Origin of the sequence: Rhizobacter sp. (assembly GCF_031412495.1) — a bacterium.
Classification (GTDB): Bacteria; Pseudomonadota; Gammaproteobacteria; order Burkholderiales; family Burkholderiaceae_C; genus Schlegelella_A.
Window position 1 is genome coordinate 1 of the sequence record NZ_JANODC010000386.1, and the last position, 25,122, is coordinate 25,122.

At 69.1% G+C, this 25,122-nt stretch carries 23 protein-coding genes and 1 pseudogene; 13 read left to right on the forward strand and 11 right to left on the reverse strand.

The window, feature by feature from the left end; all coding sequences use genetic code 11:
• On the forward strand, positions 1-923 hold a 923-nt coding region (locus AC30N0_RS14120; RefSeq protein ID WP_489518541.1), incomplete at its 5' end, for a sodium:solute symporter family transporter.
• Between the two features lie 91 nt (positions 924-1,014).
• Positions 1,015-1,612, forward strand: a pseudogene (locus AC30N0_RS14125) (3-keto-disaccharide hydrolase).
• Between the two features lie 1,625 nt (positions 1,613-3,237).
• Here the strand turns inward: AC30N0_RS14125 and AC30N0_RS14130 are convergent.
• From AC30N0_RS14130 to AC30N0_RS14140, 3 genes are all read right to left on the reverse strand, one after another.
• Complete coding sequence (locus AC30N0_RS14130) at positions 3,238-3,723, reverse strand: DUF421 domain-containing protein (protein ID WP_489518542.1); 486 nt, start codon at positions 3,721-3,723, stop codon at positions 3,238-3,240.
• On the reverse strand, positions 3,723-4,256 hold the full coding sequence (locus AC30N0_RS14135; RefSeq protein ID WP_489518543.1) for a hypothetical protein: 534 nt from the start codon (positions 4,254-4,256) through the stop codon (positions 3,723-3,725). The genes AC30N0_RS14130 and AC30N0_RS14135 overlap by 1 nt, the downstream gene beginning before the upstream one ends.
• A 95-nt stretch (positions 4,257-4,351) precedes the next feature.
• On the reverse strand, positions 4,352-5,065 hold the full coding sequence (locus AC30N0_RS14140) for a D-glycero-alpha-D-manno-heptose-1,7-bisphosphate 7-phosphatase (RefSeq protein WP_489518544.1): 714 nt from the start codon (positions 5,063-5,065) through the stop codon (positions 4,352-4,354).
• Positions 5,066-5,230: 165 nt separating this feature from the next.
• On the opposite strand from AC30N0_RS14140, the gene galT reads away from it, so the two are divergent.
• Positions 5,231-6,319, forward strand: coding sequence for a galactose-1-phosphate uridylyltransferase (galT, locus tag AC30N0_RS14145; protein ID WP_489518545.1), 1,089 nt, complete (start codon positions 5,231-5,233; stop codon positions 6,317-6,319).
• Positions 6,316-7,416 carry a galactokinase gene (gene galK / locus AC30N0_RS14150; protein WP_489518546.1) on the forward strand — a complete coding sequence of 367 codons (1,101 nt, stop codon included), beginning with the start codon at positions 6,316-6,318 and terminating at the stop codon, positions 7,414-7,416. Before galT ends, galK begins: the two co-directional genes overlap by 4 nt.
• Before the next feature lie 26 nt (positions 7,417-7,442).
• On the opposite strand, the gene AC30N0_RS14155 is transcribed toward galK, so the two are convergent.
• Complete coding sequence (locus AC30N0_RS14155) at positions 7,443-8,009, reverse strand: NADPH-dependent FMN reductase (protein ID WP_489518547.1); 567 nt, start codon at positions 8,007-8,009, stop codon at positions 7,443-7,445.
• Between the two features lie 55 nt (positions 8,010-8,064).
• On the opposite strand from AC30N0_RS14155, the gene greB reads away from it, so the two are divergent.
• Positions 8,065-8,631: a transcription elongation factor GreB gene (gene greB / locus AC30N0_RS14160; RefSeq protein ID WP_489518548.1), complete on the forward strand. Its 567-nt coding sequence runs from the start codon at positions 8,065-8,067 to the stop codon at positions 8,629-8,631.
• 23 nt (positions 8,632-8,654) lie between these two features.
• Here greB and AC30N0_RS14165 read toward each other — a convergent pair whose 3' ends face one another.
• The 6 genes from AC30N0_RS14165 to AC30N0_RS14190 all read right to left on the reverse strand — a co-directional run bounded on the left by AC30N0_RS14165 (position 8,655) and on the right by AC30N0_RS14190 (position 14,501).
• A complete protein-coding gene (locus AC30N0_RS14165) occupies positions 8,655-10,937 on the reverse strand; it encodes a RelA/SpoT family protein (protein ID WP_489518549.1) in 2,283 nt (760 codons plus the stop codon).
• A 61-nt stretch (positions 10,938-10,998) separates the two neighbouring features.
• A complete protein-coding gene (rpoZ, locus tag AC30N0_RS14170) occupies positions 10,999-11,202 on the reverse strand; it encodes a DNA-directed RNA polymerase subunit omega (RefSeq protein ID WP_489518550.1) in 204 nt (67 codons plus the stop codon).
• A gap of 31 nt (positions 11,203-11,233) precedes the next feature.
• Entirely contained in the window at positions 11,234-11,854 is a 621-nt protein-coding gene (gene gmk / locus AC30N0_RS14175; RefSeq protein WP_489518551.1) for a guanylate kinase, read from the reverse strand.
• 91 nt (positions 11,855-11,945) lie between these two features.
• Positions 11,946-12,596: an aspartate/glutamate racemase family protein gene (locus tag AC30N0_RS14180; protein ID WP_489518552.1), complete on the reverse strand. Its 651-nt coding sequence runs from the start codon at positions 12,594-12,596 to the stop codon at positions 11,946-11,948.
• The gene (locus AC30N0_RS14185) at positions 12,593-13,957 is read right to left on the reverse strand and encodes an aspartate aminotransferase family protein (RefSeq protein ID WP_489518553.1); all 1,365 of its coding nucleotides are present in this window, start codon (positions 13,955-13,957) and stop codon (positions 12,593-12,595) included. Before AC30N0_RS14185 ends, AC30N0_RS14180 begins: the two co-directional genes overlap by 4 nt.
• Before the next feature lie 331 nt (positions 13,958-14,288).
• Positions 14,289-14,501 carry a hypothetical protein gene (locus AC30N0_RS14190; RefSeq protein WP_489518554.1) on the reverse strand — a complete coding sequence of 71 codons (213 nt, stop codon included), beginning with the start codon at positions 14,499-14,501 and terminating at the stop codon, positions 14,289-14,291.
• Positions 14,502-14,768: 267 nt separating this feature from the next.
• On the opposite strand from AC30N0_RS14190, the gene AC30N0_RS14195 reads away from it, so the two are divergent.
• Genes AC30N0_RS14195 through AC30N0_RS14215 form a run of 5 tightly spaced genes read left to right on the forward strand, consistent with a single transcriptional unit; the run spans position 14,769 to position 21,354 of the window.
• Complete coding sequence (locus AC30N0_RS14195; protein ID WP_489518555.1) at positions 14,769-16,028, forward strand: TolC family protein; 1,260 nt, start codon at positions 14,769-14,771, stop codon at positions 16,026-16,028.
• Positions 16,025-16,636: a hypothetical protein gene (locus AC30N0_RS14200; protein WP_489518556.1), complete on the forward strand. Its 612-nt coding sequence runs from the start codon at positions 16,025-16,027 to the stop codon at positions 16,634-16,636. Before AC30N0_RS14195 ends, AC30N0_RS14200 begins: the two co-directional genes overlap by 4 nt.
• Positions 16,637-16,668: 32 nt before the next feature.
• Positions 16,669-17,790, forward strand: a complete 1,122-nt coding sequence (locus tag AC30N0_RS14205) for an efflux RND transporter periplasmic adaptor subunit (protein ID WP_489518563.1) — start codon at positions 16,669-16,671, stop codon at positions 17,788-17,790.
• Between the two features lie 9 nt (positions 17,791-17,799).
• Positions 17,800-20,946: an efflux RND transporter permease subunit gene (locus AC30N0_RS14210; RefSeq protein ID WP_489518557.1), complete on the forward strand. Its 3,147-nt coding sequence runs from the start codon at positions 17,800-17,802 to the stop codon at positions 20,944-20,946.
• Between the two features lie 39 nt (positions 20,947-20,985).
• Positions 20,986-21,354, forward strand: a complete 369-nt coding sequence (locus tag AC30N0_RS14215; protein ID WP_489518558.1) for a hypothetical protein — start codon at positions 20,986-20,988, stop codon at positions 21,352-21,354.
• A gap of 247 nt (positions 21,355-21,601) precedes the next feature.
• Here the strand turns inward: AC30N0_RS14215 and AC30N0_RS14220 are convergent, their stop codons facing one another.
• Positions 21,602-22,528: a YicC/YloC family endoribonuclease gene (locus AC30N0_RS14220; RefSeq protein ID WP_489518559.1), complete on the reverse strand. Its 927-nt coding sequence runs from the start codon at positions 22,526-22,528 to the stop codon at positions 21,602-21,604.
• A 46-nt stretch (positions 22,529-22,574) separates the two neighbouring features.
• On the opposite strand from AC30N0_RS14220, the gene AC30N0_RS14225 reads away from it, so the two are divergent.
• From AC30N0_RS14225 to rph, 3 genes are all read left to right on the forward strand, one after another.
• A complete protein-coding gene (locus AC30N0_RS14225; protein WP_489518560.1) occupies positions 22,575-23,543 on the forward strand; it encodes a serine/threonine protein kinase in 969 nt (322 codons plus the stop codon).
• 53 nt (positions 23,544-23,596) lie between these two features.
• Positions 23,597-24,517, forward strand: a complete 921-nt coding sequence (locus AC30N0_RS14230; RefSeq protein WP_489518561.1) for a PP2C family protein-serine/threonine phosphatase — start codon at positions 23,597-23,599, stop codon at positions 24,515-24,517.
• Between the two features lie 138 nt (positions 24,518-24,655).
• Positions 24,656-25,122: ribonuclease PH (rph, locus tag AC30N0_RS14235; RefSeq protein WP_489518562.1), on the forward strand; the 467-nt coding region annotated here is incomplete at its 3' end.

A 25,122-nucleotide genomic window follows, 5' to 3' on the forward strand; every position in this document is an offset into this window, starting at 1 on the left:
CGCAGGGCTTCTCGATCATGGGCCCGGGCGGCTTCATCAAGGATCCGATCTCGGCCATCAGCTTCGGCATGGCATTGATGTTCGGCACCGCCGGGCTGCCGCACATCCTGATGCGCTTCTTTACGGTCCCCAACGCCAAGGAGGCGCGCAAGTCGGTGGGGTGGGCGACTGTCTGGATCGGCTACTTCTACCTGCTGACGTTCGTCATCGGCTTCGGCGCGATCAGCTTCGTGCTGACCAACCCGCAGTTCCTCGACGCCAAGGGCGGGTTGCTGGGCGGCGGCAACATGGCGGCCATCCACCTGGCCAACGCGGTCGGCGGCAACGTGTTCCTCGGCTTCATCTCGGCGGTGGCGTTCGCGACCATCCTGGCGGTGGTGGCGGGCCTCACGCTGTCGGGCGCGGCGGCGGTGTCGCACGACATCTACGGCGTGGTGATCAAGAAAGGCAAGGCCGACAGCGCTGCGGAGCTGAAGGTGTCACGGCTGACGACGGCCGCGCTCGGCATCATCGCGGTGCTGTTGGGCATCGCCTTCGAGAAGCAGAACATCGCGTTCATGGTCTCGTTGGCTTTCGCGATCGCGGCGTCGGCCAACTTCCCGGTGCTGATCATGTCGGTGCTGTGGAAGGACTGCACCACCCGCGGTGCGGTGATCGGCGGCTTCCTGGGCCTGGTCTCGTCGGTGTTGCTGACGGTCGTCTCGCCTTCGGTCTGGGAGGTCACGCTCGGCAACCCGAAGGGCTCGGCATTGTTTCCCTACCAGTCGCCGGCGCTGTTCTCGATGACCCTCGCGTTCGTCGGCATCTGGCTGTTCTCGATTCTCGACAGGAGCCCGCGCGCGGCGCAAGACCGGGCCGGCTTCCTGGCACAGCAGGTACGGTCGGAGACCGGTATCGGAGCGTCGGGGGCGTCCGGGCATTGAGCTTTGGCCGGCATCGGCGCCCTCGCAACTGGCGTGGACGTTTCAAATCGACATGGAGACCTAAATAAAACGCATTGAGGCGTTGGGCGTCTTGCTTGCCACCGCACTGCTCGTTGCCAGTTGTGCTCACTCGCCTTCAAGCGGGTGGATCACGCTGATCGACGGTGAACAGGGTCTGGAGAACTTCGAGCGCATTGGGGACGCCAACTGGCGTGCCGAGGGTGGCGCCATCGTTGCTGACAAAGGCACGGGTTCTTCTCACTCGGTAACCAAGAACTCGTACAAGGATTTCGAGATCGTTGCCGAGTTCTGGGCCGACACGACGACCAACAGCGGCATCTTCCTGCGGGCGGCTGACCCCAAGAAGGTTGGCGCCGAGAGCGCGTATGAAGTCAATATCTACGAACAGCGCCCTGGAATACGCGACCGGGGCCATTGTCGATTTTGCGGAAGTGCCCGTGCCAATCGTTCACCTGGCTGGTGACGGCAAGGGCGGTGGCAAGTGGAACACCTTCAAGATTTCCGTCAAGGGACCGAACATCACAGTGGAGTTGAACGGCGTTCGCACCGTCTCGCTGCAGGACAGCAAATTTGCCGCCGGTCCGTTCACGTTGCAGTTCGCCAATGGCCCGAAGGACGCGCCCGGCGGCCCGATCAAGTGGCGCAAGGTCATGGTCAGGCCTACTTGAGCTAAGGCGGCGGCAACCCAGCCGCCGTGGTTGGACCGAGGATGCGCAGGCCCGCTGCAATCAGCCGCGCGGGGCCGCGATGGCGAGCAACGGATCGACCGGCGCTAGCAAGTCCGTACTGCGTCCGGGTCCGCGGCACCAGAGTGCTGGCTCACTCGAGCTCTACCCCAGACGCGCGGCCGCGAAAAGTGCGCTAGAAACGCTGGACGTGCTCGTCACCGGTGCTGGCGTCTCGGGCTCGAGCGCCGCCTAGCACCTGCAGACGCCGTGCCTCAACTGGCGCCTCGTCATTCTGGGCGCTTGGCACGCGCTGGGCGGCACTGGGACCTGTTTTGCTACCCGGGCTTACGCTGCGACTCCGACATGCACACGATGGGCCTCAAGCTCAGGCCCTTGCGCGAGGGCAGCACCATCGCCCGCGGATCCGAAATCCTGTTATGTCATGTCGGTCCCAGCAAACTGAGGGCGGCCGGGGTGAGCCGGCCTCTGAACGCGCGAAATGGCGCCCAGCGCGGCCCGCTCTGAGTGGGTTGCGATGGGCCTGCGCTAGCGACTGCTTTGTGGCAACGGGATCAACGCAGCGGGTGTCGCTGATGGGTCGAAAGTGCTAGTAGGCGCCCTCACTAAGCGGACGCTCGCATGACATGGCCGAGCAGAAAAGGGCGGAACGTCGGCAGTGCCCAAGAAGCGGACTCAGGGCGCCAGCGCTCCTTAACGCATTGATGACCGCTGTGTAGCCGACAGCAGCCGGTCAGAGTACAGCCTCGACCGACCGCAACCGCTGCATTGCCGTCATCTATAGCTACGCCCCAAGAAGCATGAGCGTCAAGCGCCGCCGCACGAGCTTCCGTCAGCCGTCGCGGCCCGGGGAGCCAGAAACCGCGATCGCATGCTGACGGTGGCCCAGCGAGATTGCATCGCACCGGCGAAGCTTGCTGTCGGACCGCTTCTTCCCCACGCCTTAGGGAACCGGGGGCACACGCCCGCAAAAACCAGGTAGGTCAGCGAGGCCCGTCAAAGCGGCGCGTTGCCGATAGGCCGGGCTTGCGTGGCCTCACGAGACCGCTGCGGCCAGCATCGGACCCCTGCCCGTGGGTAGCCGCCAAGGTGGAAAACCTTCTACTTGATGGATGGGGGACTTTTGGGGGACTGACCCGCGTGAAGCTGTGCAGGACAGGGCATCGTGGAAGGAACGGACGGCTTGCAACTCCATATGGATCAACAACTTACGTGAAGGCAGTGAGCTACGAACCAAGGGGTCGTGGGTTCGAATCCTGCCAGCCGCACCAACTTTTCCAGCGAATCAACGGCTACCCTGCCCCGGAAGGTTCAGGGGGCACGGACCTCGACAAAGAGGGGATAGAAGCCACCGCTGAGGCACGTGCCCAGCGTCTTCGCGCTGGCCTGCGAACTGGCGACCGCTGCATAGCGAGCGCAACGGTGGTGCCCCAGGCACGCCACCCCGAAGCATGCCCGTAGGGACTCGCTGTCGCCGGGAACGGACCCGCGCACGTGGGTGACTGGAGCCATACCGGTTCAACGGTCAAGCTCCGAGGAAGTTGACAGCGGCTCTCGTATCTTCGCCGGAGCGGCGGCATCGGCCGAGCTACGCCGTGACGAAAGCGCTAATCGCTCGTCTTGCCACTGCGGTGCTGATTTCCTGTGCCGGCATCTTTGCGCTGGATGAAGCTGATCTTTCCTCCCGGCTCAAGTACCGCCCATTCGACGTCCTTGAGCGTGGCGATTCCGGCCAGTCGCATCTCCGACTCGACCTCGGCAGCCGTGAGCCGGTCCCGGCGCAGGTTCTGGCGCAGCAGCTCGCCGTCGCGCACGACGACGCGCGGCTCGCCCTCCAGAATTCGCTCCGCCCGCGGCGAGAGGTAGGCCAGCCAGTTCATCAGCAAGGCCCAGAACATGAAAGTGCCGATGGCGAGCAGTGCGCCGACGAGGCTGGAGTCGGTCTGCGTCACGCCCTGCTGGATCAGGTCGCCGATGACCACCAGCGCGATGAACTCGAACGGCGTCATCTGGCCCAGCTGGCGCTTGCCCATCAGGCGGATCAGCAGATAGACGACCACGAACATCGCGGAGGCGCGCAGCACGATGTCCATCAGGGCAGCACTCTCAGAAGCACCGGCACTTCGGCCAACGGGTCCTCGCCGTCGAAGGCGACGAAGCGCCCGGCGTTGTCGCCAAACAGCGACGGATTGATCTGCAGATCGATCTTCACCTTGAACGAGGCGCCTGCCTCGAGAGGGCCGTACTCGAAACGGAACAGGCCGTCCCTGCTCGACTCCTGCGCCGGCGTCGGCGTCATCGAATTCATCGTCGTCTCTCGCCACAGCGCGGGCGAGACGCCGATGACGAGCTTGCGGATGCTGCGCTTCGCGCCGACGTCGATCGTGGTCTCGTAGAGCTCGCCGTTGCGAATCAGCGAGGGCGTCGTGACGATCAGTGTCAGTGCCGATGCGTCGGCAGCGTGCGCGTGCGTCCTGCTGCCGGCAAACCCGCTGAGGCCCCAGAGGACGATGGCGCCCAGCACGAACAGCGAAAGGGTGTCGACGTGGAAATGGCGCGAGCTGCGTCGTTCGACGTGATCGTCGATGCCATCGGGTCGCAGCAGGCCGGGTGCCTTTTTCGACATGCCCGGACTGTACGCTCGGGGATCCGCTCGGCAGCGCGCCAGCGCCAGGCGCCCGGGTCTCGACTTCGGCGCCACGGCCGGCGCCATCCGTTCGCTCAGCGGAGCCCGCTCCAGGCGCCGGCCAAGGACCACCTCGTGATTCGCGATACAGGCGGGCCAGGCTGGGCGCGTCCGGCGCTGCCGTCGGCCCGCGGTGCGGCCGCAACGATGAAGTTGGCAGCCGCGAGAAGGTCGGCGCATCGGTGGTCGGGGACGCGCAGCGGCGACTGCCGCCATGCGATCTCGCGGCCCACGTCGAGCAGCACGCTGCGGCAGCCGGCGCGGTGCCCGGCCTCCACGTCGTCGAGCACGTCCCCGACCATCCACGAGCTGGGCAGGTGCAGCCGGTGCGCGATGGCGGCCTGTCGCAGCAGGCCGGGCGCCGGCTTTCGGCAGAGGCAGGCCCCGCCAGGTCGGCCCCGGGCCGCGTGCGGGCAAACGTGGAAGCCCTCCACCACGATCCCTTCGCCGGCCAGGCGCGCGACCAGGGCCGCCTCCAGCCTGGCGAACGCTTGCCGGGTGAACCGCTCCTGCGCGATTCCAGGCTGGTTGGTCACCACGACGAGAGCAAAGCCGGCGTCGCGCAGAACGCGCAAGCCGTCCAGCGCCGTCGGCGTGAAGCGCAGAAGAGACGGATCGAGGCTGTCCGCGACCGGTTCCACCAGCGCCCCGTCCTTGTCGATGAAGACGGCAGCCCGTTCGCCGGCCTCGCCTCGGGCCATCACCGGGTTGGCACGGTGAGGGTCGGCATGGCTCGGGAAGTTCTGCATGTGTGCTCCAGCTGGTGCCCAGCAACCGTCGTGCCGCCGATCGCGCCTTCGCCGTGTGCGCGCCGTGCACGCGGGAATGAAAGCTGCCGGGCCGGCGCGAGGTCGAGTGCGGTCGCGAGTGAGGACAATGCTCCCTCCCTTCATGCACTTTTCGAGTCCCTGCCGATGCACACCCTGGCCCTCGTGAAGCCGGATGGCCGTTCCCTGACGCTCTACGGACGTCGACCTCTCCTGGACATCGCTGCCGCGCCCAGCCCGTTCCCGGACCCGCTCGGCACCCGCGCCCACATGCGCTGGCATCCCTTGCGAGGGGAATGGGTCACCTACGCCGCGCACCGTCAGGACCGCACCTTCCAGCCGCCGCCGCAGTACGACCCGCTGGCGCCGACGATCGATGCGGCCAACCCCACCGAGGTGCCCAGCGGCCACTGGGACGTCGCCGTCTTCGACAACCGGTTTCCGGCGCTCGGCGGCAGCGGCCAGGTCGCGGTACCGGCACTCCCGGTGCCGACGTCGGCAGCCGACGGGCACTGCGAAGTGGTCGTCTACACACCCGACGCCGTCGGCTCGCTGGGCGCCCTGCCACTCGATCACCTCGAGCTGCTGCTGTCGGTGTGGGCTGACCGAACGGCGCGGCTTGCCGCCCGCGGCGACGTGCGCTACGTCATGCCCTTCGAGAACCGCGGTCCCGAGGTCGGCGCGACGCTGCCGCATCCGCACGGCCAGATCTATGCCTACCCGGTCGTGCCGCCGGTGCCGGCGCGCATGGCCGAGCAGTCGCTGGCGCACCTTGAAAAGCACGGCCGTGGCACCCTCGGGGCCCTCATCGACGCGGAGCGGGGCGACGGCGTGCGCATGCTCTACGAGGGTGCGCACGCCGTTGCCTTCGTCCCCGTGTGCGCGCGCTACCCGTACGAGTGCTGGGTCGCGCCGATCGAGCCGGTGCCGGGATTCGGCGAACTGCGCGACGAGCAGCGCGCCGACCTGGCGCGGGCGCTAAAGACCGTGCTCCTGAAGTACGAGGGTCTCTGGCAGCGGCCGCTGCCTTACCTGATGGCCTGGTATCAGGCGCCGACCGACGGCCAGCCGCATCCCGAGGCGCACCTGCACGCCCAGTTCTACCCCCCGTACCGCAGCCGCGACCGCCTGAAGCACCTGGCCGGCACCGAGCTGGCGGCAGGCTTCTATGCGATGGACGCGCTGCCGGAGGACAAGGCGCGCGAGCTGCAGGCGATCGAGGTGAGCCTGCGATGAGGGCCGGCTTTCGCGCCGCGTTCCGGAGGGACCCCGACGCCGTGGCCAGCGCGCCGGGCCGCGTCAACCTCCTCGGCGAGCACACCGACTACAACGACGGCTTCGTGCTGCCGGTCGCGCTGTCGCAGCAGACCACGGTCGCCGTGGGTCGCGCCGCCGGCGAGCTGTGCACGCTGCGTTCCGACAACCTGGGCTCTGCCGTCTCCTTCGCGCTCGACCGCGCCCCCGACGAGCAATTCGCGAAGTACGTGTTCGGTTGCCTGCAGGAGATGCGTGCGGCGGGCCTTGCGATCGCGCCGCTCGACATTCACGTCGCCTCCGACGTGCCGATCGGCGTCGGGCTGTCGTCAAGCGCGGCGCTCGAGGTGGCGACCCTCCGCGCCCTCCGCGCCCTGCTCGGCGCACGCCTCGACGACGTCGCGATTGCGCAGATGGCGCAACGCGCGGAGATCGAGCACGCCGGCGTGCGCTGCGGGATCATGGACCAGATGGCGTCGAGCCTCGCCGACACCGAGCACGCGCTCTTCCTCGACACCCGAACCCTGCAGACGCGCCTGCTCGACCTGCCGCGCGACACGACCGTGCTCGTCCTCGACTCCGGCATCGAGCGCTCGCTCGCCGGCAGCGGTTTCAACCAGCGGCGGCGCGAGTGCGAGGAGGCGGCGTCACGCCTCGGCGTGGCGAGCCTGCGCGACGTCGCCGACGTGGCGAGCGTCGAATCGCTGGCCGAGCCGTGGCGACGGCGGGCCCGCCACGTCGTCACCGAGAACGCCCGCGTCCTGCGGGCCGTGCAGTCGATGGACGCGACGGCGTTCGGCCAGCTCATGAACGCGTCGCACGCGAGCCTTCGCGACGATTACGAGGTGTCGGTGCCGGCACTGGACCGGCTGGTCGCCATGCTGCAGGCGCAGCCCGGCGTGTTCGGGGCCCGCCTCACGGGCGCCGGCTACGGCGGCGCCTGCGTGGCCCTGTGCGCGGCGGACCGGGCCTCGGGGGTATCCGCCTCGGTGCTTGCCGCCTACGCCGATGCCGGAGGCGTGGGTCGGCTGCTCTCGCCACCGCATCTCGCTCGGGCCCGCCAGTCCGGGCCCGGCTGATCAGGCGGCAAAGCGTGGCACCGGCCTCAGGCCGGCACCTTCGCCGTCTTCTCGATCCAGGCCGCGAAGAGACCCATGAATTTCTGGAGGAACTGCCGCGTCTCCGGCTTCCTGAGCCCGCCGCTCTCGTCGAACATGTCGCCGGCACCGCCGACGTACGCCTCGGGCTGCTGCAGGACGGGCATGTCGAGGAAGACCAGCGACTGGCGCAGGTGGTGGTTGGCACCGAAGCCGCCGAGCGCGCCGGGCGACAGGCTGATCACCGCCGCCGGCTTGCCGCTCCAGGCGCTCTTGCCGTAAGGGCGCGAGGCGATGTCGATCGCGTTCTTCAGGACGCCCGGAACCGAGCGGTTGTATTCCGGGGTCACGAACAACACCGCTCCGGCGTCGGCGATCTGCTGCTTGAAGGCGACCGAGGCAGCCGGAGGGCTCGCGTCGTCGTCCTGGTTGTACAGCGGCAGCTGCCCGATCTCGGCGATCTCGAGCGTCAGCGATGCTGGCGCCATCGCCTTCAGCGCCAGGGCGAGCTTGCGGTTGAACGATTCCTTGCGCAGGCTGCCGATGACGACGGCAACCGGGGTGGGCGCGGGCATGGTGAATCCTTTCGGGTGAAGATCAGGCAGTATCGATCCCCGGACTGCGAGCACGATGAACAAGGCCTTCACACGCGAGACCGATGGCGACGACGACGCCGACCCGGCCGAGGCCGTCGAGGCGCCGGCGCTTCCCGCCGGCGCGAAGAACTACCTGACGCCGGCCGGCTACCGCCGCCTGCGCAGCGAGCTGATGACGCTGCTCGACGACGAGCGGCCGAAGGTTGTCGAGATCGTCTCCTGGGCCGCCAAGAACGGCGACCGCTCCGAGAACGGCGACTACCTCTACGGCAAGAAGCGCTTGCGCGAAATCGATCGGCGGATCCGTTTCCTGACCAAGCGTCTCGACATCGCCGAGGTGGTCGACCCGTCGGTGCATCACGGCTCGGAGCAGGTCTTCTTCGGCGCGACGGTGACCTACGCCGAAGAGCGGGGCGGCGAGAAGACGGTCACGATCAAGGGCGTCGACGAGGCAGACAGCCTGCAGGGGGACGTGAGCTGGATCTCGCCGATCGCCCGCGCCCTGATCAAGGCCCGGGTCGGCGACGAGGTGGCCCTGGTGACCCCGCTCGGCCGGCAGACGATCGAACTGCTCGCCGTCCGCTACCCGGCGCCGGAGTAGGCGCGGAGCCGGTCGCCGCCGCCTCAGGGCTTGACGCGCGCCACCCGGCGCACGGCGGACGTGCGCTTCAGGGTCCGCATGACGTCGGCCAGGTGCAGGCGGTCGCGCACGCTCAGCAGGAGCTGCAGCTCGGTCGCCTCGCTCGCCGGCTCGTTGCCCATGTCGATGTGGGTGATGTCGGCCTCGGCGTGGCTGACCGCCGAGGCCACCTGCGCCAGCACGCCCTTGCCGTTGGTCACGAGCAGCTGCACCGCGGTCTCGAACGAGCGGGTCGGCTGCTCGGCCCAGTCGACGCGCATCCAGCGCTCGCTGTCGCGCTCGAGCAGGCGCTTGCCGACGCTGCAGTCGGCGGTGTGAACCATCAGGCCCTCGCCGCGGCCGAGGTTGCCGATGATCGCGTCGCCCGGGATCGGCCGGCAGCAGGGTGCGAGCTGCATCGAGGCGCCTTCGCTGCCGTCGATGAAGACCAGGCCCTGCGACGGCGCCGAATCATCGACGGCGTAGCGGCCCATGGTCAGCATGAGGGCGTCCGGCCGGACGCCGCCTTCGGCGAGCAGGCGCGCCAGCCGCGTCGCCACGATCGTGGCGACCTTGCGGCCGAGGCCGATGTCGGTGAACAGATCGTCGCGGGTCTTGTTGCCGGTCCAGCGCGTGAGCTGCTGCCAGACGGCGCTGCCCGGGCCCTCGGCCGGCGGCAGCGGCAGGCCTTCGCCGCGCAGGGCCTGGGCCAGCATCTTCTCGCCGAGGTCGCGCGACTCCTCCTGCTCCATGCTCTTCAGGTAGTGCCGGATGCGCGAGCGGGCCCGCCCGGTGCAGACGAAGTTCAGCCAGGCCGGGTTCGGACGCGCGTTCGGCGCGCCGATGATCTCGACCACGTCGCCGCTCTTCAGTGCCGTGCGCAGTGGCACCGGCTCGCCGTTGACGTTGGCGGCGACGCAGTGGTCGCCGACGTCGGAGTGGATGGCGTAGGCGAAGTCGACCGGGGTCGCGCCGCGCGGCAGGGCCAGGATCTTCGAGCGCGGCGTGAAGACGTAGACCGCGTCCGGGTAGAGATCGATCTTGACGTGCTCGAGGAACTCGCCGGCGTCGCGCGTCTCGTCCTGGATGTCGATCAGCGACTGCAGCCACAGCGCGCCGAGGCGCTGCGCCTCCTGGCCCTGGATCGGCCCGCCGTCGTGGTCCTTGTAGAGCCAGTGGGCCGCGATGCCCTTCTCGGCGACGGCGTGCATCGGCTCGGTCCGGATCTGGAACTCGACCGCGGTGCCAAGCGGGCTGACCAGCGTCGTGTGCAGGGACTGGTAGCCATTCGCCTTCGGGATCGCGATGTAGTCCTTGAAGCGGCCGGGCACCGGCTTCATCAGCTGGTGCAGGACGACAAGGGCCATGTAGCACTCGGACAGGGTGCCGACGACGACGCGGAAGCCGAAGATGTCGTTGACCTGGGCGAAGCTCAGGTGCTTCTCGCGCATCTTCGAGTAGATCGAGTAGACCGTCTTCTCGCGGCCGAAGATCTGCGCCGGCAGCTTGGCCTGCACGAACGACTTCTCGACGTCCTTCTGGATCCGCTCGACGATGTCGCGCCGGTAGCCGCGCGCCTTCTGCACGGCCTTGGCGAGGGCCGCCTCGCGCCACGGCTTGAGGTGGCGAAACGACAGCTCCTGCAGCTCGCGGTAGGTCTGGTTGAGGCCGAGCCGGTGCGCGATGGGCGCGTAGATCTCGAGCGTCTCGGCGGCGATGCGGGTGCGCTTGGCAGCGCTCACCGCTTCCATGGTCCGCAGGTTGTGCAGGCGGTCGGCGAGCTTGACCAGGATGACGCGCACGTCGCGCGTCATGGCCAGCAGCTTCTTGCGAAACGACTCCGCCTGGGACTCCTCGCGGGTCGAGAAGCGCAGCTTGTCGAGCTTGGTCAGGCCGTCGACGAGGTCGGCCGTCGGCGCGCCGAACCGCTCGATGAGTTCGGACTTGCTGATGCCGCAGTCTTCCATCGCGTCGTGCATCAGCGCCGCCATGATCGCCTGTGCGTCGAGCTTCCATTCGGCGCAGAGGCCGGCGACGGCGATCGGGTGCGTGATGTACGGCTCGCCGCTGGCCCGAAACTGGCCGAGGTGGGCCTCGTCGGCGAAGCGATAGGCGTCGCGGACGCGCCGGATGTCGGCGGCGTCGAGGTAGTCGAGCTTGACGGTCAGCGCCGCGAAGGAGGCGGCCGCGGCGTCCGCCGGTGTCGACGGGTGGGCCGGGGCGGCGGACGGTCGCTTCCGTGCCGCGGGCTTGGCGTCTGGGAGGGTGGTGGACGGGCGCGCGGCCATGTCCGAATTTAGCGCGGAAGCCGGACCGGCACCGCTACCGGGGCGGTGCGCCCCGAGGGGGCTAGACCGGTACCTTGCGCAGCATCTCGATGCCGATCTCGCCGGCAGCGATCTCGCGCAAGGCGGTGACGCCGGGCTTGTTCTTCGTCTCGACCTTCGGCGCGTGGCCCTGGCTCAGCATCCGCGCCCGGTAGGTCGCGGCGAGCACGAGCTGGAACCGGTTCGGGATCTTGACGAGGCAGTCTTCGACAGTGATGCGGGCCATGGGGTGTCCGGGTGAAAAGAACGACGCTGCCTCAGGCGAGATCGAGGGCGGCAAAGATCGCGGGCTTGGACCGCTTCAGCGCAGCGTACTTGAGACGCTGCGAGTGGACGATCGCTTTCAGATCGAACAGCGCCGTCTCGAAGAGGGAATTGATTATAACGAAGTCGAAGTGCCGGGCCTGCGAGACCTCGTGGCGCACGTCCTTCATGCGCCGGGCGATCACGTCCTCGTCGTCCTCGCCGCGCCGCTGCAGGCGAAGCAGCAGCTCGTCGTAGCTGGGCGGCAGGATGAATACGAGCACCGCGTTGGGGAACAGCCGCTTGATCTGCAGCGCGCCCTGCCAGTCGATCTCGAGCAGCACGTCCTGGCCGCCGATGATCGGCTCCTCGATGGCGGCGCGCGAGGTGCCGTAGAGGTTGCCGTGCACTTCCGCCCACTCGACGAACTCGCCCCGGTCGATCATCGAACGGAAGGTCCGCGGCTCGACGAAGTGGTACTCGCGCCCTTGCTGGTCCTGGCCGCGGGGCTTGCGCGTGGTGTGCGAAGTGGAGACCAGCAGGTGCGAGTCGAGCTCGAGCAGGGCCTTGACGAGGCTGGACTTTCCCGTCCCGCTGGGCGCGGCGACGGCGAAGAGGTTGCCGGGGTAGTCCATTCGTGGCTTCGCGCTGCGCTCCTGTGCCGCCAGTTTACGGGCTGGCGTTTGCGAATCGCCCCGTGCGCACTGCGCGGCGTGACCTTGTGCCTCAGGCGCCGACGCGGCGTCGCAGCGCGGCGATGGCGCTGTCCACCGTCGTCAGCACCGGCACGCCGAGCGACGGGCGGAGGAGGGGTGCGGCGCGCGCGAGGCTGAACTGGGCCAGGGCGACGACGGCGCAGCCGCGTGCCGCCAGCGCCTCGGCGCCGCGCAGCGCGGCCGCATCATGGCCGGCGGTGTCGCCGGCATCGAGCGCGGCGAGTGCCGCCGCGGCCAGCTCGACGTCGAGGGTCACGCCGTCCGGGAACTCGCGTGGCATCGACGCTGCCGTCGGAGCGAAGCTGGCGAGCAGGCCGATCGGCCGACCCGCTGCGAGCGCCACTGCTTCGTCGATCATCGCTTCGTTGGGCTTGAGCACCGGCAGCGCCGGCCAGCGCCGCTGCACGGCCTCGATGCAGGTGCCGAACGCCGAGCAGGTGAAGAGAATCGCGTCGGCGCCGCTGCCGATCGCGTACGCGGCCAGCGACAGGAAGCGGGCTTCCATGGCCGCGCCGCTGCCGCCCTGCGCCAGGTCGCTCGAGAGGCTGTCGTCGAGGAGGTTGACGCACCGGGCCTCGGGCCAGCTCCGGCTCAGGGCCTCGTTGACCGGGGCGACCGAATGCGCCAGCGCGTGAATGAGGGCGATGCGGGGACCGGTCATGGAATGGCGCCGGCGATGCCCGCGTCGATGGCCTGGCCGAGCCGCTCGACGATGCAGTCGAGATCGCTCTCGCTGGCGATGAAGGGTGGCGCCAGCAGGACGTGGTCACCGCGCCGCCCGTCGACGGTGCCGCCCATGGGATAGACCATCAGGCCGCGGGCCATGGCTTCGCGCTTGATCCTGGCGTGCAGGCGATGGGCCGGATCGAACGGGGCCTGGCTGGCGCGGTCCTCGACCAGCTCGATGTCGAGGAAGAGGCCGCGGCCGCGCATGTCGCCGACGTGCGGATGCTCGCCGAAGGCAGAGGCCAGTCGCGCCACAAGGCCGGCGCCGAGTTGGCGCACCCGCGGCAGCAAGCCGTCGCGCTCGATCACCCGCTGCACCGCCAGCGCCGCGGCACAGGCGACGGGGTGGCCGAGGTAGGTGTGGCCGTGCTGGAAGAAGCCGCTGCCCTCGCGCAGCGCGGCGACGATCCGCTCCTGCACGAGAACCGCGCCGATGGGCTGGTATCCCGCGCCCAGCCCCTTCGCGACGACCAGCAGGTCGGGGACGACGCCTTCGGCCTCGCAGGCGTGCAGCGTGCCGCAGCGGCCCATGCCGCACATCACCTCGTCGAGGACGAGCAGGACGCCGTGACGGTCGCACACCTTGCGCATGGCGCGCCAGTAACCCGGCGTCGGCACGAGGACGCCGGCGGTGGCGCCGCCCACCGTCTCGGCGACGAAGGCGATGACGTGCCCCGGCCCGGCCGCGACGATGGTCTGATCGAGCTCGGCCGCCAGGCGGGCGACGTAGACGGCGTCGGGTTCGCCGCTGCGCTGCTCGCGGTACGGATAGCACGCCGCGACGTGACTCGCCTCGACCAGCAGCGGCGCGAAAGGCGCTCGCCGCCAGGCGTTGCCGCCGACGGCCAGCGCGCCGAGGGTGTTGCCGTGGTAGCTCTGGCGGCGCGCAACGAAGCGGCTGCGCCCGGGCTCGCCGCGCTCGACGAAGTACTGGCGCGCCATCTTCAGCGCCGCCTCGATCGCTTCCGAGCCGCCGCTGGTGAAGTAGGCGTGGCTGGTCCCGGCGGGTGCCGTCGCGACCAGGCGCTCGGCGAGCTCCTCGGCGACGGCGGTGGTGAAGAAGCTGGTGTGGGCGTAGGCGAGGGCGTCGATCTGCGCGTGCATGGCGGCACGCACCTCGGGGTGGCCGTGGCCGAGACAGGACACGGCCGCGCCGCCCGAGGCATCGAGGTAGCGCATGCCGGCGCTGTCGGTGATCCAGACGCCTTCGCCTGCCACGGCCGTCGGGTAGCGGTCGCGCAGATGGCGGTGGAAGACGCGGGTCGCTGGATCGGCCCGCGCGGCAGGCGCGTTCATTCCACGTTCTGCACCTGAATGTCGACTAGAACGCCAACTACCTGTCGCGCCTTCAGTTCTCTGCCGTTGGCCGTAGAAAACCCCACAGGGAACCCCACACTTTCGGCAAGCACCAGCGGCACGTTGAGAAGCTTCCAGGAACGCACGTAAACGCATCTACTGTAGCGCGCTGTTCCATGACGACGCAGCTCTCCTGGCTGCCTTGCGCGGGGGACCTTGCCAACCGCGCCCTGCACGGTGCCCAACGAACCTCCGGGTCGCGGCTAGACGAGGGCAGCCGATCCCGACCCATTCTTGGTATGCCAAGCCCTTTTTCGACGCCGTAACGGGCTCAAGCCACCAGCATGATCGTCGGACGAGGGCCACTTAGAATGATCGTGTGAGTCGTATCGCAACCATCCTCCTCGTCGCGCTGGGGCTGCTGTGGCAGTCGGTCGCCTTGGCGCGTACGGGATGGACCATTGATTTGCTGGGCGAAACTGAACACACCCTGCTGCACTGGCAGGACGAAGGTCACCATCACCATGACGATGGCTCCTTCCATGTCGATGATTCCGAAGACTCGACACGGCACATGCTTACCGACCACGGTTCGCCGGCATCGACGGGGTATGACGCCTCTATGCCTGTGCCGCCGCAGGCGGATGGGCGGCTGAATGCCGGAGGTGCCCGCGCAGGGCCGCAACCGGACCCCGATGGTTTATTGAGGCCCCCTCGACCGCACTCCTGACGCGTGGCCCTGGCGGGCTGCGATTCGACCGACGACGCTCGCGCGATGTAGATCGTGCCACCGTTGTCGATGGGTGGCCCCATGGCCACGACCGCGGTCAGGAATGTCGTGAAATTCACTTCGCAGCTGGGGCTACTTGCGCTCGCTTGTCTGGCCGGTACCTCGGCGCCGGCGCAGGCGCCGGCGCAGGCGCCGGCACACGCGCCACCATCACTTGCTGCCGCCACCGAACGCGCGTGGCAGCGCGCGCTGGCTTCGCGCGAGTCCGCCGGGGCCATGCAGCGTGCCGACGCAGATCGCCGTGCCGCGGCCAGCCTGTGGCCGGCGGCGCCGTCCGTCGCACTCACGCACCGCGACGACCGCCTGCGCTCCGACACCGGGCTGCGCGAAACCGAGCTGTCGCTGGCGTGGCCCATCTGGCTGCCCGGCCAGCGCAGCGCACGCGGCGCGGCGGCGGAGGCCGACGCTAGCGTCGCCCGGCATGCCGAGGCGGCGGCGCGGCTGCGACTCGCCGGCGACGTTCGCGAGGCGGCATGGGCGCTCGCTGGGCGACTGGCTGAACTCGCGCAGGCCGAAGCGACGGGTCGCTCGCTCTCGACGCTGTCGGACGACGTGGATCGCCGCGTCCGTGCCGGAGACCTCGCCCGCAGCGACGCGCTCGCGGCCCGCGCCGATACGCTGGCGGCTGCGGCACGCACGGCGGAAGCGCGCCAGCAGCTGTTCGCGGCCCGCAACCGCTGGCAATGGCTGACCGGCGGCGATGCGCCGCCGTCCGCGGACGAAGCCGCAACAGGTGATGTCGACATGCTCGCAGCCCATCCCGAGGCGCGCTTGGCGGAGGCGCAAGCCGAAGCGGCCCAGCGCCGGCTCGACGTGCTACGTGGTACCCGCCGCGATCCGCCGGAGGTCACCGTCGGCGTTCGGCAGGACCGCGCGGGCCGTGGCGAGTCGTCGAAAGGCAGTGTCGTTGTCGGCGTGCGCGTGCCCTTCGGCACGGATGCCCGCAACGCGCCGCTCGAGGCGGCCGCGCTGGCTGAGCTCGACCTGGCTCAGTTCGCTGCCGAGCGCAGCCGAGAGCGGCTGCTGGCCGACGCCGAGGCTGCCCGCGCGGCGCTGCAAGCTGCCGAGCAGCAGCTCGCATCCGAGCGCGACCGGACTGCGCTGCTGCGCGAACGCGCACAACTCATCGAAACGTCGTTCCGGGCCGGCGAATCGCCGCTGCCCGACCTGCTGCGCGCGCTGGCTGCGGCCTCGGATGCCGACGCAGTGCTGGCGCGTCAGCACGGCGCGCAGGGTCTGGCGCGTGCGCGCTTTCGACAAGCTCTGGGATTGATGCCATGAACGACCGCTTCCGAAACGCCGCCGCCGCGGTGCTGATCTCCTTGTGGACGCTGCCCGCCGGCGCTGCGCCAGGCGCGCACGGTCCCGGTGGAGAACACCTGGATCAACCCGGCACGGCCGCATCGGGCTCCGGCGCGCCACGCATGGAGGCCAGCTCGGAAGCCTTCGAGCTGGTTGCGACGCTTCACGATGGCGAACTGTCGATCCTGATCGACCGCTACGACACCAACGAGCCGGTGCTTCAGGCGATGCTCGAGGTCGAAAGCGGCGGCCACAAGGCGAAGGCGACATTCCATGCCGACCACGGCGACTACGCCGTCGACGACAAGGCGCTGCTGGCCACGCTTGCAAGGCCCGGCGAACATGCGCTGGTGTTCACGCTCTTGGCCGGCAAGGAGTCCGACCTGCTCGACGGCATGCTGAGGGTTCGTGCCGCCGCGGCGGGTGGCGATCATGGACACGCCCACGACGGCGATGGCGACCCTCACCACGGGCTCGAACGCGCCGGATGGACGGGCGCCGCCATCGGCCTGCTGGGATTGATCGGAGCGGCCGCATGGTGGCGCCGCCGCCGCAGCAGCAGCGTGCCGGGTGGGGTGCAGCAATGAAGCACCGCATGGGGTGGCTCGGCGCGCATCGCATGCTGCTCGCCGCAGTCATGGTGTTCACGGGGGTGGTTTTCACGTTCGCTGCGCATGCCGCTCCGGGCGCACACGGACCCGGCGGTGAACACCTCGACAACGCAACGACACCGTCCGGCAGCGGCCTGGCGCGGCTGCCCGACGGCAGCGTCAATGTGCCGAAGTCGGCGCAACGGCGCCTCGGGGTTCGTACGATGCTCGCGCAGGAGTCCGATGCCTCGGCCACCGTCGAGCTGCCGGGGCGTGTGGTGATCGACCCCAACGCCAGCGGTCGTGTGCAGGCCGTCCACGGCGGTCGCATCGAGCCGGGTCCCGGCGGGCTGCCGGTCGCCGGGCAGGCGGTCAGACGCGGGCAGGTGCTGGCGTACGTGCGGCATCACGCCGAGCCTTATGCGTTGGGCAATCAGCAGGCACAGCTGTCCGAGCTGCGCAGCCAGCGGGCGATCGCGGACGCGCGCGTGCAGCGGCTCGAAGGGCTGGAAGGCACGGTGCCGCGCAAGGACATCGACGCCGCGCGCCTGGAGGCTGCAAGCCTGAAGCAGCGCGAAGCGAGCATCGGCGCCAGCATCGTCGCGCGCGAAGCGCTGCTCGCTCCCGTGGCTGGCGTGATCGCACGCGCCGAGGTCGTCGCCGGCCAGGTGGTCGAGGCGCGCGACGTGCTGTTCGAGGTGGTCGATCCGGCTCGGATGCTGGTCGAAGCAACCACCGCCGACGTGACGCTGCCGGCGCGCATCGCCGGCGCGCGGTTGCACGATGTGGCCGATGTCGAGCTGAAGCTCGTGGGCGCCGCGCGAACGTTGCGTGAGGGCGTGCTGCCGCTCACCTTTGCCGCGCGCGCCCGCAAGGCCGCGGCATCGCTGCCGCTGGCCATCGGCCAGCCGGTAACGCTGATCGCATCGACCCACGAGCGCATCAAGGGCTTCGTGCTGCCGGCGGAGGCGGTGGTGCGCAACCCGGCCAACGAGCCGATCGTCTGGATCAAGTCTGGCGCCGAGCGCTACGTGCCGCAGCCGGTGCGCTTCAAGCCGCTCGATGCGCAGACCGTGGTGGTCACCGGCGGCCTGGGCGCCGACAACCGCGTCGTGGTGCAGGGCGCGCCGCTGATCGCGCAAATTCGATAGGCGCGGGTGATGTTCACCTGGATCGTTCGAACCAGCCTGCGCAACCGCCTGTTCGTGCTGGCCCTGGCCGCGCTGCTGCTGGTGTACGGCGCGCTCACTGCGTCGCGAACGCCGGTGGACGTGTTCCCCAACCTCGACAAGCCGCTGGTCACGGTGCTCACGGAAGCCGGCGGCATGGCACCCGAAGAGGTCGAGCAACTCGTCACCTTCCCGATCGAGACCGCGCTCAACGGGATGCCGGGCGTCACGCGCGTTCGCTCGACCTCGGGCGTGGGCCTGTCGATCCTGTACGCCGAGTTCGACTGGGGCACCGACATCTACCGCAACCGGCAGCTCGTGTCCGAGCGGCTTGCCCTGGTCCGCGAACAGCTGCCCGACGGCATCGTTCCGGCCATGGGTCCGGTGTCCTCCATCATGGGTGAGGTGATGCTGATCGCGCTGCCGTTGGCGGCCGGCAGCGACAAGGCGACGGCCACGCCGATGCAGGCGCGTGAATACGCCGACTTCGTGCTGCGGCCCCGGCTGCTGTCGATCCCCGGCGTCTCGCAGGTGATTCCGATCGGCGGCGAGGTGCGCACGCTGAGGGTCGCGCCCGACACCGCGCGGATGGCGCAGTTCGGCGTCTCGCTCACGCAGCTCGAGCTGGCGCTGAAGGGCTTCGCCGGCAACGCCGGCGGTGGCTTCATCGACCTGAACCGCCGCGAGTACCTGATCCGCCATCTCGGGCGCACGAACCGGGTCGAAGACCTGGCCGGCCTGGCGGTCGCGTGGAAGGACGGCCGCGCGATCCTGCTCGACCAGGTGGCCAGCGTCAGCTTCGCAGCCGGCCTCAAGCGCGGCGACGCGGGCTACAACGGCGCGCCGGCGGTGGTGCTCAGCGTGCAGAAGCAACCGGCGGCTGACACGGTGAAGGTGACGCGCGAGATCGAAGCCGCCCTCGGCGAGTTGAAGGCCGGCCTGCCTCAAGGCGTTTCCGAGCCGCGCGTGCTGTTCCGCCAGGCCGCGTTCATCCAGGCGTCGATCGGCAACGTCGCCGAGGCACTGCGGGACGGCGCCATCATGGTCGCGATCGTTCTCTTCGCGTTCCTGCTGTCGCTGCGCACGACGCTCATCTCGCTGGTCGCCATTCCACTGTCGCTCGCGGTGACCGCGCTGGTGTTCAGGGCACTCGACCAGTCGATCAACGTGATGACGCTCGGCGGCCTGGCCATCGCCATCGGCGAACTGGTCGACGACGCGGTCGTCGGGGTCGAGAACATCGTGCGCCGCCTGCGCGGCAACCGCGCGCTGGCCGAGCCGCGGCCGGCGGCCGAGGTCGTCGAGCGTGCCAGCGTCGAGGTGCGGTCGGGCATCCTCTACGCGACCATCATCGTCGTGCTCGTGTTCGTGCCGCTGTTCGCGCTGCCGGGCATCGAGGGGCGGCTGTTCTCGCCGCTGGGCATCGCCTACATCGTGTCGATCCTGGCGTCTATGCTCGTGTCGATGACGGTGACGCCGGTGCTGTGCGTCTACCTGCTGCCGAAGATGAAGCGGCTGGACCATGGCGACAGCCCGGTCGTCGCCTGGCTCAAGCGGCAGGATGCTCGGCTGCTCGGCTGGTCGTTCCGCCATGGCAAGACCTTGATCGCCGTCGCAGCACTCGGCGTCACGGCGGCGGCGGCGAGCGTGCCGTTCTTTCCGCGCCTGTTTCTGCCGGCGTTCAACGAAGGCTCCCTGGTGCTGTCGCTGATGCTGAACCCGGGTACGTCGCTCGTGGAGGCCAACCGCATCGGTTCAGTGGCCGAAGGGCTGATCGCCGAGGTGCCCGAGGTCACGCAGGTGGGCCGCCGCACCGGCCGCGCCGAGCTCGATGAACACGCCGAGGGCGTGCATTCGGCCGAGATCGACGTGGACCTGAAGCGCTCCGAGCGCGACCGCGAGGCGGTGATGGCCGCCATCCGGGCCAAGCTGGCGGTGCTGCCGGCGCAGGTGGCGATCGGCCAGCCGATCTCGCACCGGCTCGACCACCTGCTGTCGGGCGTGCGCGCGCAGATCGCGCTGAAGATCTTCGGCGACGACACCGATACCTTGCGCGGCCTGGCCGAGGCCATGCGCGCGCGGCTGGCGACGATCCCCGGCCTCGTCGACCTGACGGTCGAAAAGCAGGTGCTGATCCCGCAGATCACTGTCCGGCTCGACCACCGCCGGGCCGCGCAGGCCGGCCTCGCGCCGGGCGAGGCGATCCGCATGCTGCAGGCGCTGACCGACGGTGCGCACGGCGCCCAGATCGTCGACGGCGCACGTCGCTACGACCTGGTGCTGCGCCTGCCCGACAACCAGCGCAGCCCGCAGGACCTGGCGCGCACGCTGATCGACACGCCGGCCGGCCGGCTGCCGGTGTCGGCGATCGCCAGCGTGGAGGAGACCGACGGCCCGAACCAGATCGGCCGCGAGAACGGTAAGCGCCGCATCGTCGTCTACGCCAACACCGACGGCCGCGACATGGGCGGTGTCGTCGCCGCCATCCGCGCGGCCATCGGGCAGACCCCCCTGCCCACCGGCGCGTCGGTCAGCCTGGAGGGCCAGTTCCAGGCGCAGGAGCAGGCCACGCGATTGATCCTCGGCCTGTCGGTCGTTTCGCTGGTGCTGATGTTCCTGGTGCTGTACTCGCGCTACCAGTCGGTGGTGCTGGCGGCCATCATCATGGGCAACATTCCGTTGGCGCTGATCGGCTCGGTCGTCGCGATGTGGATCGCCGGCGTCAGCCTCTCGGTGGCTTCGATGGTGGGCTTCATCACCCTGGCCGGCATCGCCACCCGCAACGGCATCCTGAAGATCAGCCACTACGTGAACCTCTGTCGGCTGGAAGGCGAGACCTTCGGCGACGCGATGATCGTGCGCGGCTCGCTCGAGCGGCTGACCCCGGTGCTGATGACGGCGCTGGTGGCCGCGTTCGCGCTGACACCGCTGCTGCTGGCGGCAGACGCACCGGGCAAGGAGATCCTGCATCCGGTGGCGGTGGTGATCTTCGGCGGCCTGGTCAGCTCGACGCTGCTGGATACCTTGTTGACGCCGGTGCTGTACCGCCTGTTCGGCGAGAAGCCGACGCTGCGCCTGCTGCGCAATGACGATGCCCCGTCGGCCGGCCGGGCGCCCGATGTCCGGGAAGCCTTTTGACTGTTCACTGCAAGGAGACACCTGATGGCGATGAAGACCATGACCCTGATCACCGCTGCTGCTCTGGCGCTGGCTGCTTTCGTGACCAGCCCTGCGCTGGCGCACGGCGGCGCCAAGCCCAAGCACGGCGGCGTCGTGCAGACGTCGAGTGACCTCTCGTTCGAACTGGTCGACCATGCCGACGGCGCGTTGATCTACGTCGAGGACCACGGCAAGCCGCTTGCGCCGGCGGGCATGACGGGCAAGCTAACTGTGCTCAACGGCAGCGAGAAGTCCGAGGGCGAGCTGGTCGTCGCGGGCGACAAGCTTCAGGCCAAGGGCGTGAAGCTGGCGCCCGGCGCCAAGGCCGTTGCAGCGCTCACGACCGCCAACAAGAAGGGGATCACGGTGCGCTTCACGATCAAGTAGGGCGCCTTTGCTCACGACCCACCGTCCCGCGCTGCGCGGCGACGCGCTCGCGCTCCTGTCGGGGGACTGTTGATCAACGCGCCGCTGGTGCCGGCCTTCGGCAAAAGTCTGGGGCCGTTAACGACTGCGCCTTTGCGTACCCGGTCGTGCCGAACCAGGTAGGTCGTTGCAGTCTGTTCATGTCCCATCGCCCTGTTGAGGCTGTATTAGGAGACTTGAGCGGACCCGCTTAAACCCCCCCGCAACCCTACTCGACGTTCTGCACCTGCTCGCGCAGCTGTTCGATGGCCACCTTCATGTCGACGGCGATCGCGGTCATCTCGATCGAGGGCGACTTCGAGCCAAGCGTGTTCGCCTCGCGGAGCAGCTCCTGGATCAGGAACTCGAGGCGCTTGCCGATCTCGCCGCCCTGGGCCAGCAGGCGATCGACCTCGTCGAGGTGCGAGCGCAGGCGCGCCAGTTCCTCGGCGACGTCGATCCGGATCGCGTAGGCGGCTGCTTCGTTGAGGGCGCGCTCCTCGATGGCCTCCCGGCTGACGGCTGCGCCGCCGGTCTTCTCGAGCGCTTCGGTCCAGCGCTCGAGGAAGCGCTGCTGCTGCCGGGCGACGGCACCCGGCACGAGCGGCTCGGCCGCGTCGGCGAGGGCGCGCAGGTGGGCGACGCGCTCCTGCAGGATCGCCGCCAGGCGCGACCCTTCACGGGCGCGCGCCGCGGCGAGGCCGTCGACGCAGCACCGGGCGGCGTCGAGGACGACGGCCTCCGAGGCTTTCGAGTCGGCCGCGCCGCGGCACCACTGCAGGACCTCGTGGACCGACAGCGGGCGCGCCTCGCGCAAGCGGTCCTGGATCCGCCGCTCGAGGTGGAGCAGGTGGTCGAGCTGCTCTGCGCGCGGCTCCGGGACGTCGTGCTCGGGATCGCCGCCGACCGTCAGACGCAGCTCGATCTTGCCGCGCTTGAAGCGGCCGGTGAGAAGCTCACGCAGTGCCGGCTCGAGGCCGCGGAACTCGTCCGGCAGGCGCAGGGCGAGATCGAGAAAACGGCCGTTAACGGAGCGGATCTCGATGCTGATCGCGGCCGCGGGAGGTGCCTTGCCGGAGTCGCCTTCGGGCGGTTCGTGCAATGCTGCCGAAGCAGCGGCCACGGGGCTCGCCGAGGCATTTGCGTAGCCGGTCATGCTGTAAACTGCCACTCGCTTTTGCCTCCAAGTTTCCCACTCGATTATGTCAAAGCCGAAACCCGCGCCACTGCCATCCGGCACGGTCGTGGGCGGCTATCAGGTGATCAAGAAACTGGCCGCCGGCGGGTTCGGCGTGGTCTATTTGTGCGAGGACGCGGATCGCAAGCTCGTGGCCCTCAAGGAGTACCTGCCGTCGTCGCTGGCCGAGCGCTCGCCGGGGGAGCTGACGCCCCGCGTCAAGCCCGAGAAGCAGCCCCTGTATCGCCTCGGCCTGAAGAGCTTTTTCGAGGAAGGGCGCTCGCTCGCGCAGATCTCGCACACCAGCGTCGTCTCGGTGCTGAATTTCTTCCGCGAGAACGAAACCGTCTACATGGTCATGAATTACCTGCAGGGGGATACCCTGCAGGATTTCATCGTCACCGCGCGCGACCTCAAGCGTGACAAGGTATTTCGGGAATCGACGATTCGTTCGTTGTTCGACGAGATATTGCGCGGCCTGCGCATCGTCCACCAGCACAAGATGCTGCACCTGGACATCAAGCCCGCGAACATCTTCATCACCAACGAGAACAAGGCGGTGCTCCTCGACTTCGGGGCGGCACGCGAAGTGTTGTCGAAGGAAGGCAACTTCATCCGCCCGATGTACACGCCCGGCTTCGCCGCGCCCGAGATGTACCGCCGCGACGGCACCCTCGGCCCCTGGACCGACATCTACGCGATCGGCGCCTGCATCTATGCCTGCATGCAGGGCTACCCGCCGAACGACGCGCCGCAGCGGATCGAGAAGGATCGCCTGGCGCTGTCGCTCTCGCGGCTGCGCAACGTCTACAGCGACAACCTCATCGAGGTCACCGAGTGGTGCATGTCGCTCGACCCCTTGTCGCGACCGCAGAGCGTGTTCGCGCTGCAGAAAGAGCTTTCGCGCGAGACCGAACGGCAGTACACCAAGCTCAGCTTCAGCGAGCGGCTGAAGCTGCAGCTCGAGAACCTGACCGCGAGCGCCAAGGCTTGACGCCCCACCCGGGCGACTATCCTTCCTCTCCGCCGGCCGTACCCAGCCCTCCCATGCGCTTCTCCGTCTATCAGGTCAGCCGCAAGGGCGGGCGCGAGAAAAACGAAGACCGCATGGGCTATTGCTACACGCGGGACGCCGGTCTCTTCGCCCTCGCCGACGGCATGGGCGGGCACCCGGAAGGCGAGGTCGCCTCGCAGCTCGCCCTGCAGACCCTCGCCGCCATGTTCCAGCGCGACTGCAAGCCGACGCTGGCCGACCCGCTGCGCTTCCTGCACGACGCCATCGTCTCCGGACACCACCAGCTGCTTCGCTACGCGACGCAGAAGGCGCTGATCGACACGCCGCGCACGACCATCGTCGCCTGCTTGATGCAGGGCAATGCGGCCTACTGGGCCCATTGCGGCGATTCCCGCCTCTACATGGTTCGCGGCGACAAGCTCATCGCCCGCACCCGCGACCACTCGTACTCGGAGCTGCAGCAGACGATGAGCCAGGTCGTGCCGATGGGCGACCGTTTCAACCGCAACGTCCTCTTCACCTGCCTGGGCAGCCCCGGCAAGCCGGTGGTCGACACGGTCGGGCCGCTGCTCATGCAGGCCGGCGACCGGCTCCTGCTCTGCTCCGACGGCCTCTGGGGCACGGTGAGCGACAGCGAGATCACCGACCAGCTGACATCGCTGCCGCTCTCCGATTCGGTGCCCGAACTCGTCGAGCAGGCCCTGCGCAACGGCGGCCCGAAGTGCGACAACGTCTCGGTGCTGGCGATGGAGTGGGAAGGGGTCGAGGGCGGCGACAGCAACCAGGACATCCAGACCACGGCCGTCGGCGAGGGCGTGTTCGCCTCGACGATCCAGGCCAGCGTGCTCGGCACCGACGTTTCGGCCGACGAGCTCGACGATGCCGAGATCGAGCGCTCGATCAAGGAAATCAACGAAGCGATCAAGCGGTCATCGCAGCAGAAGAAAGGCTGACGCCTTTCTTCTGCCGCGCCGCCCCCCTTTCTCGCTTCGCTTCGCCTTCAGGGCTGCTCCCCCCCCGCTTCGCTCCCCTCCCTCCGAGAGGGAGGGGCGGGCGCCTCTGGCGCCCCATTTCGGCAGCGACAATCGGCTATGACTTTGCAACGATCCAGTGGGCGGGCGCATGACGCGCTGCGGCCGGTGTCCATCACGCGCGGGTTCACGCGCCACGCCGAGGGCTCGGTGCTCGTCGCCTTCGGCGACACGCAGGTGCTCTGCACCGCTTCCGTGGAGGAGAAGGTGCCGCCGCACAAGCGCGGCAGCGGCGAGGGCTGGCTGACAGCCGAGTACGGGATGCTGCCGCGCTCGACGCACACGCGCAGCGACCGCGAGGCGGCGCGCGGCAAGCAGAGCGGGCGGACGCAGGAGATCCAGCGCCTCATCGGCCGGTCGCTGCGCTGCGTGTTCGACCTCGGCGCACTCGGCGAGCGGACGATCTCGCTCGACTGCGACGTGCTCCAGGCCGACGGCGGCACGCGCACGGCCGCGATCACCGGTGCCTTCGTCGCCGCGCACGACGCCGTCACCTGGCTGCTCGCGCAGGGACGGATCGCGCGATC

Excerpts from the sequence above, each read along its gene's own strand:
- AC30N0_RS14130 (WP_489518542.1), bottom strand. The coding sequence starts at position 3,723 with ATGGACATCGTGCTGCGCGCCTCCGCGATGTTCGTGGTCGTCTATCTG.
- AC30N0_RS14135 (WP_489518543.1), bottom strand. The coding sequence starts at position 4,256 with ATGTCGAAAAAGGCACCCGGCCTGCTGCGACCCGATGGCATCGACGAT.
- AC30N0_RS14140 (WP_489518544.1), bottom strand. The coding sequence starts at position 5,065 with ATGCAGAACTTCCCGAGCCATGCCGACCCTCACCGTGCCAACCCGGTG.
- galT (WP_489518545.1), top strand. The coding sequence starts at position 5,231 with ATGCACACCCTGGCCCTCGTGAAGCCGGATGGCCGTTCCCTGACGCTC.
- galK (WP_489518546.1), top strand. The coding sequence starts at position 6,316 with ATGAGGGCCGGCTTTCGCGCCGCGTTCCGGAGGGACCCCGACGCCGTG.
- AC30N0_RS14155 (WP_489518547.1), bottom strand. The coding sequence starts at position 8,009 with ATGCCCGCGCCCACCCCGGTTGCCGTCGTCATCGGCAGCCTGCGCAAG.
- greB (WP_489518548.1), top strand. The coding sequence starts at position 8,065 with ATGAACAAGGCCTTCACACGCGAGACCGATGGCGACGACGACGCCGAC.
- AC30N0_RS14165 (WP_489518549.1), bottom strand. The coding sequence starts at position 10,937 with ATGGCCGCGCGCCCGTCCACCACCCTCCCAGACGCCAAGCCCGCGGCA.
- rpoZ (WP_489518550.1), bottom strand. The coding sequence starts at position 11,202 with ATGGCCCGCATCACTGTCGAAGACTGCCTCGTCAAGATCCCGAACCGG.
- gmk (WP_489518551.1), bottom strand. The coding sequence starts at position 11,854 with ATGGACTACCCCGGCAACCTCTTCGCCGTCGCCGCGCCCAGCGGGACG.
- AC30N0_RS14180 (WP_489518552.1), bottom strand. The coding sequence starts at position 12,596 with ATGACCGGTCCCCGCATCGCCCTCATTCACGCGCTGGCGCATTCGGTC.
- AC30N0_RS14185 (WP_489518553.1), bottom strand. The coding sequence starts at position 13,957 with ATGAACGCGCCTGCCGCGCGGGCCGATCCAGCGACCCGCGTCTTCCAC.
- AC30N0_RS14190 (WP_489518554.1), bottom strand. The coding sequence starts at position 14,501 with ATGGAAGGAGCCATCGTCATGGTGATGGTGACCTTCGTCCTGCCAGTG.
- AC30N0_RS14195 (WP_489518555.1), top strand. The coding sequence starts at position 14,769 with ATGGCCACGACCGCGGTCAGGAATGTCGTGAAATTCACTTCGCAGCTG.
- AC30N0_RS14200 (WP_489518556.1), top strand. The coding sequence starts at position 16,025 with ATGAACGACCGCTTCCGAAACGCCGCCGCCGCGGTGCTGATCTCCTTG.
- AC30N0_RS14205 (WP_489518563.1), top strand. The coding sequence starts at position 16,669 with ATGCTGCTCGCCGCAGTCATGGTGTTCACGGGGGTGGTTTTCACGTTC.
- AC30N0_RS14210 (WP_489518557.1), top strand. The coding sequence starts at position 17,800 with ATGTTCACCTGGATCGTTCGAACCAGCCTGCGCAACCGCCTGTTCGTG.
- AC30N0_RS14215 (WP_489518558.1), top strand. The coding sequence starts at position 20,986 with ATGACCCTGATCACCGCTGCTGCTCTGGCGCTGGCTGCTTTCGTGACC.
- AC30N0_RS14220 (WP_489518559.1), bottom strand. The coding sequence starts at position 22,528 with ATGACCGGCTACGCAAATGCCTCGGCGAGCCCCGTGGCCGCTGCTTCG.
- AC30N0_RS14225 (WP_489518560.1), top strand. The coding sequence starts at position 22,575 with ATGTCAAAGCCGAAACCCGCGCCACTGCCATCCGGCACGGTCGTGGGC.
- AC30N0_RS14230 (WP_489518561.1), top strand. The coding sequence starts at position 23,597 with ATGCGCTTCTCCGTCTATCAGGTCAGCCGCAAGGGCGGGCGCGAGAAA.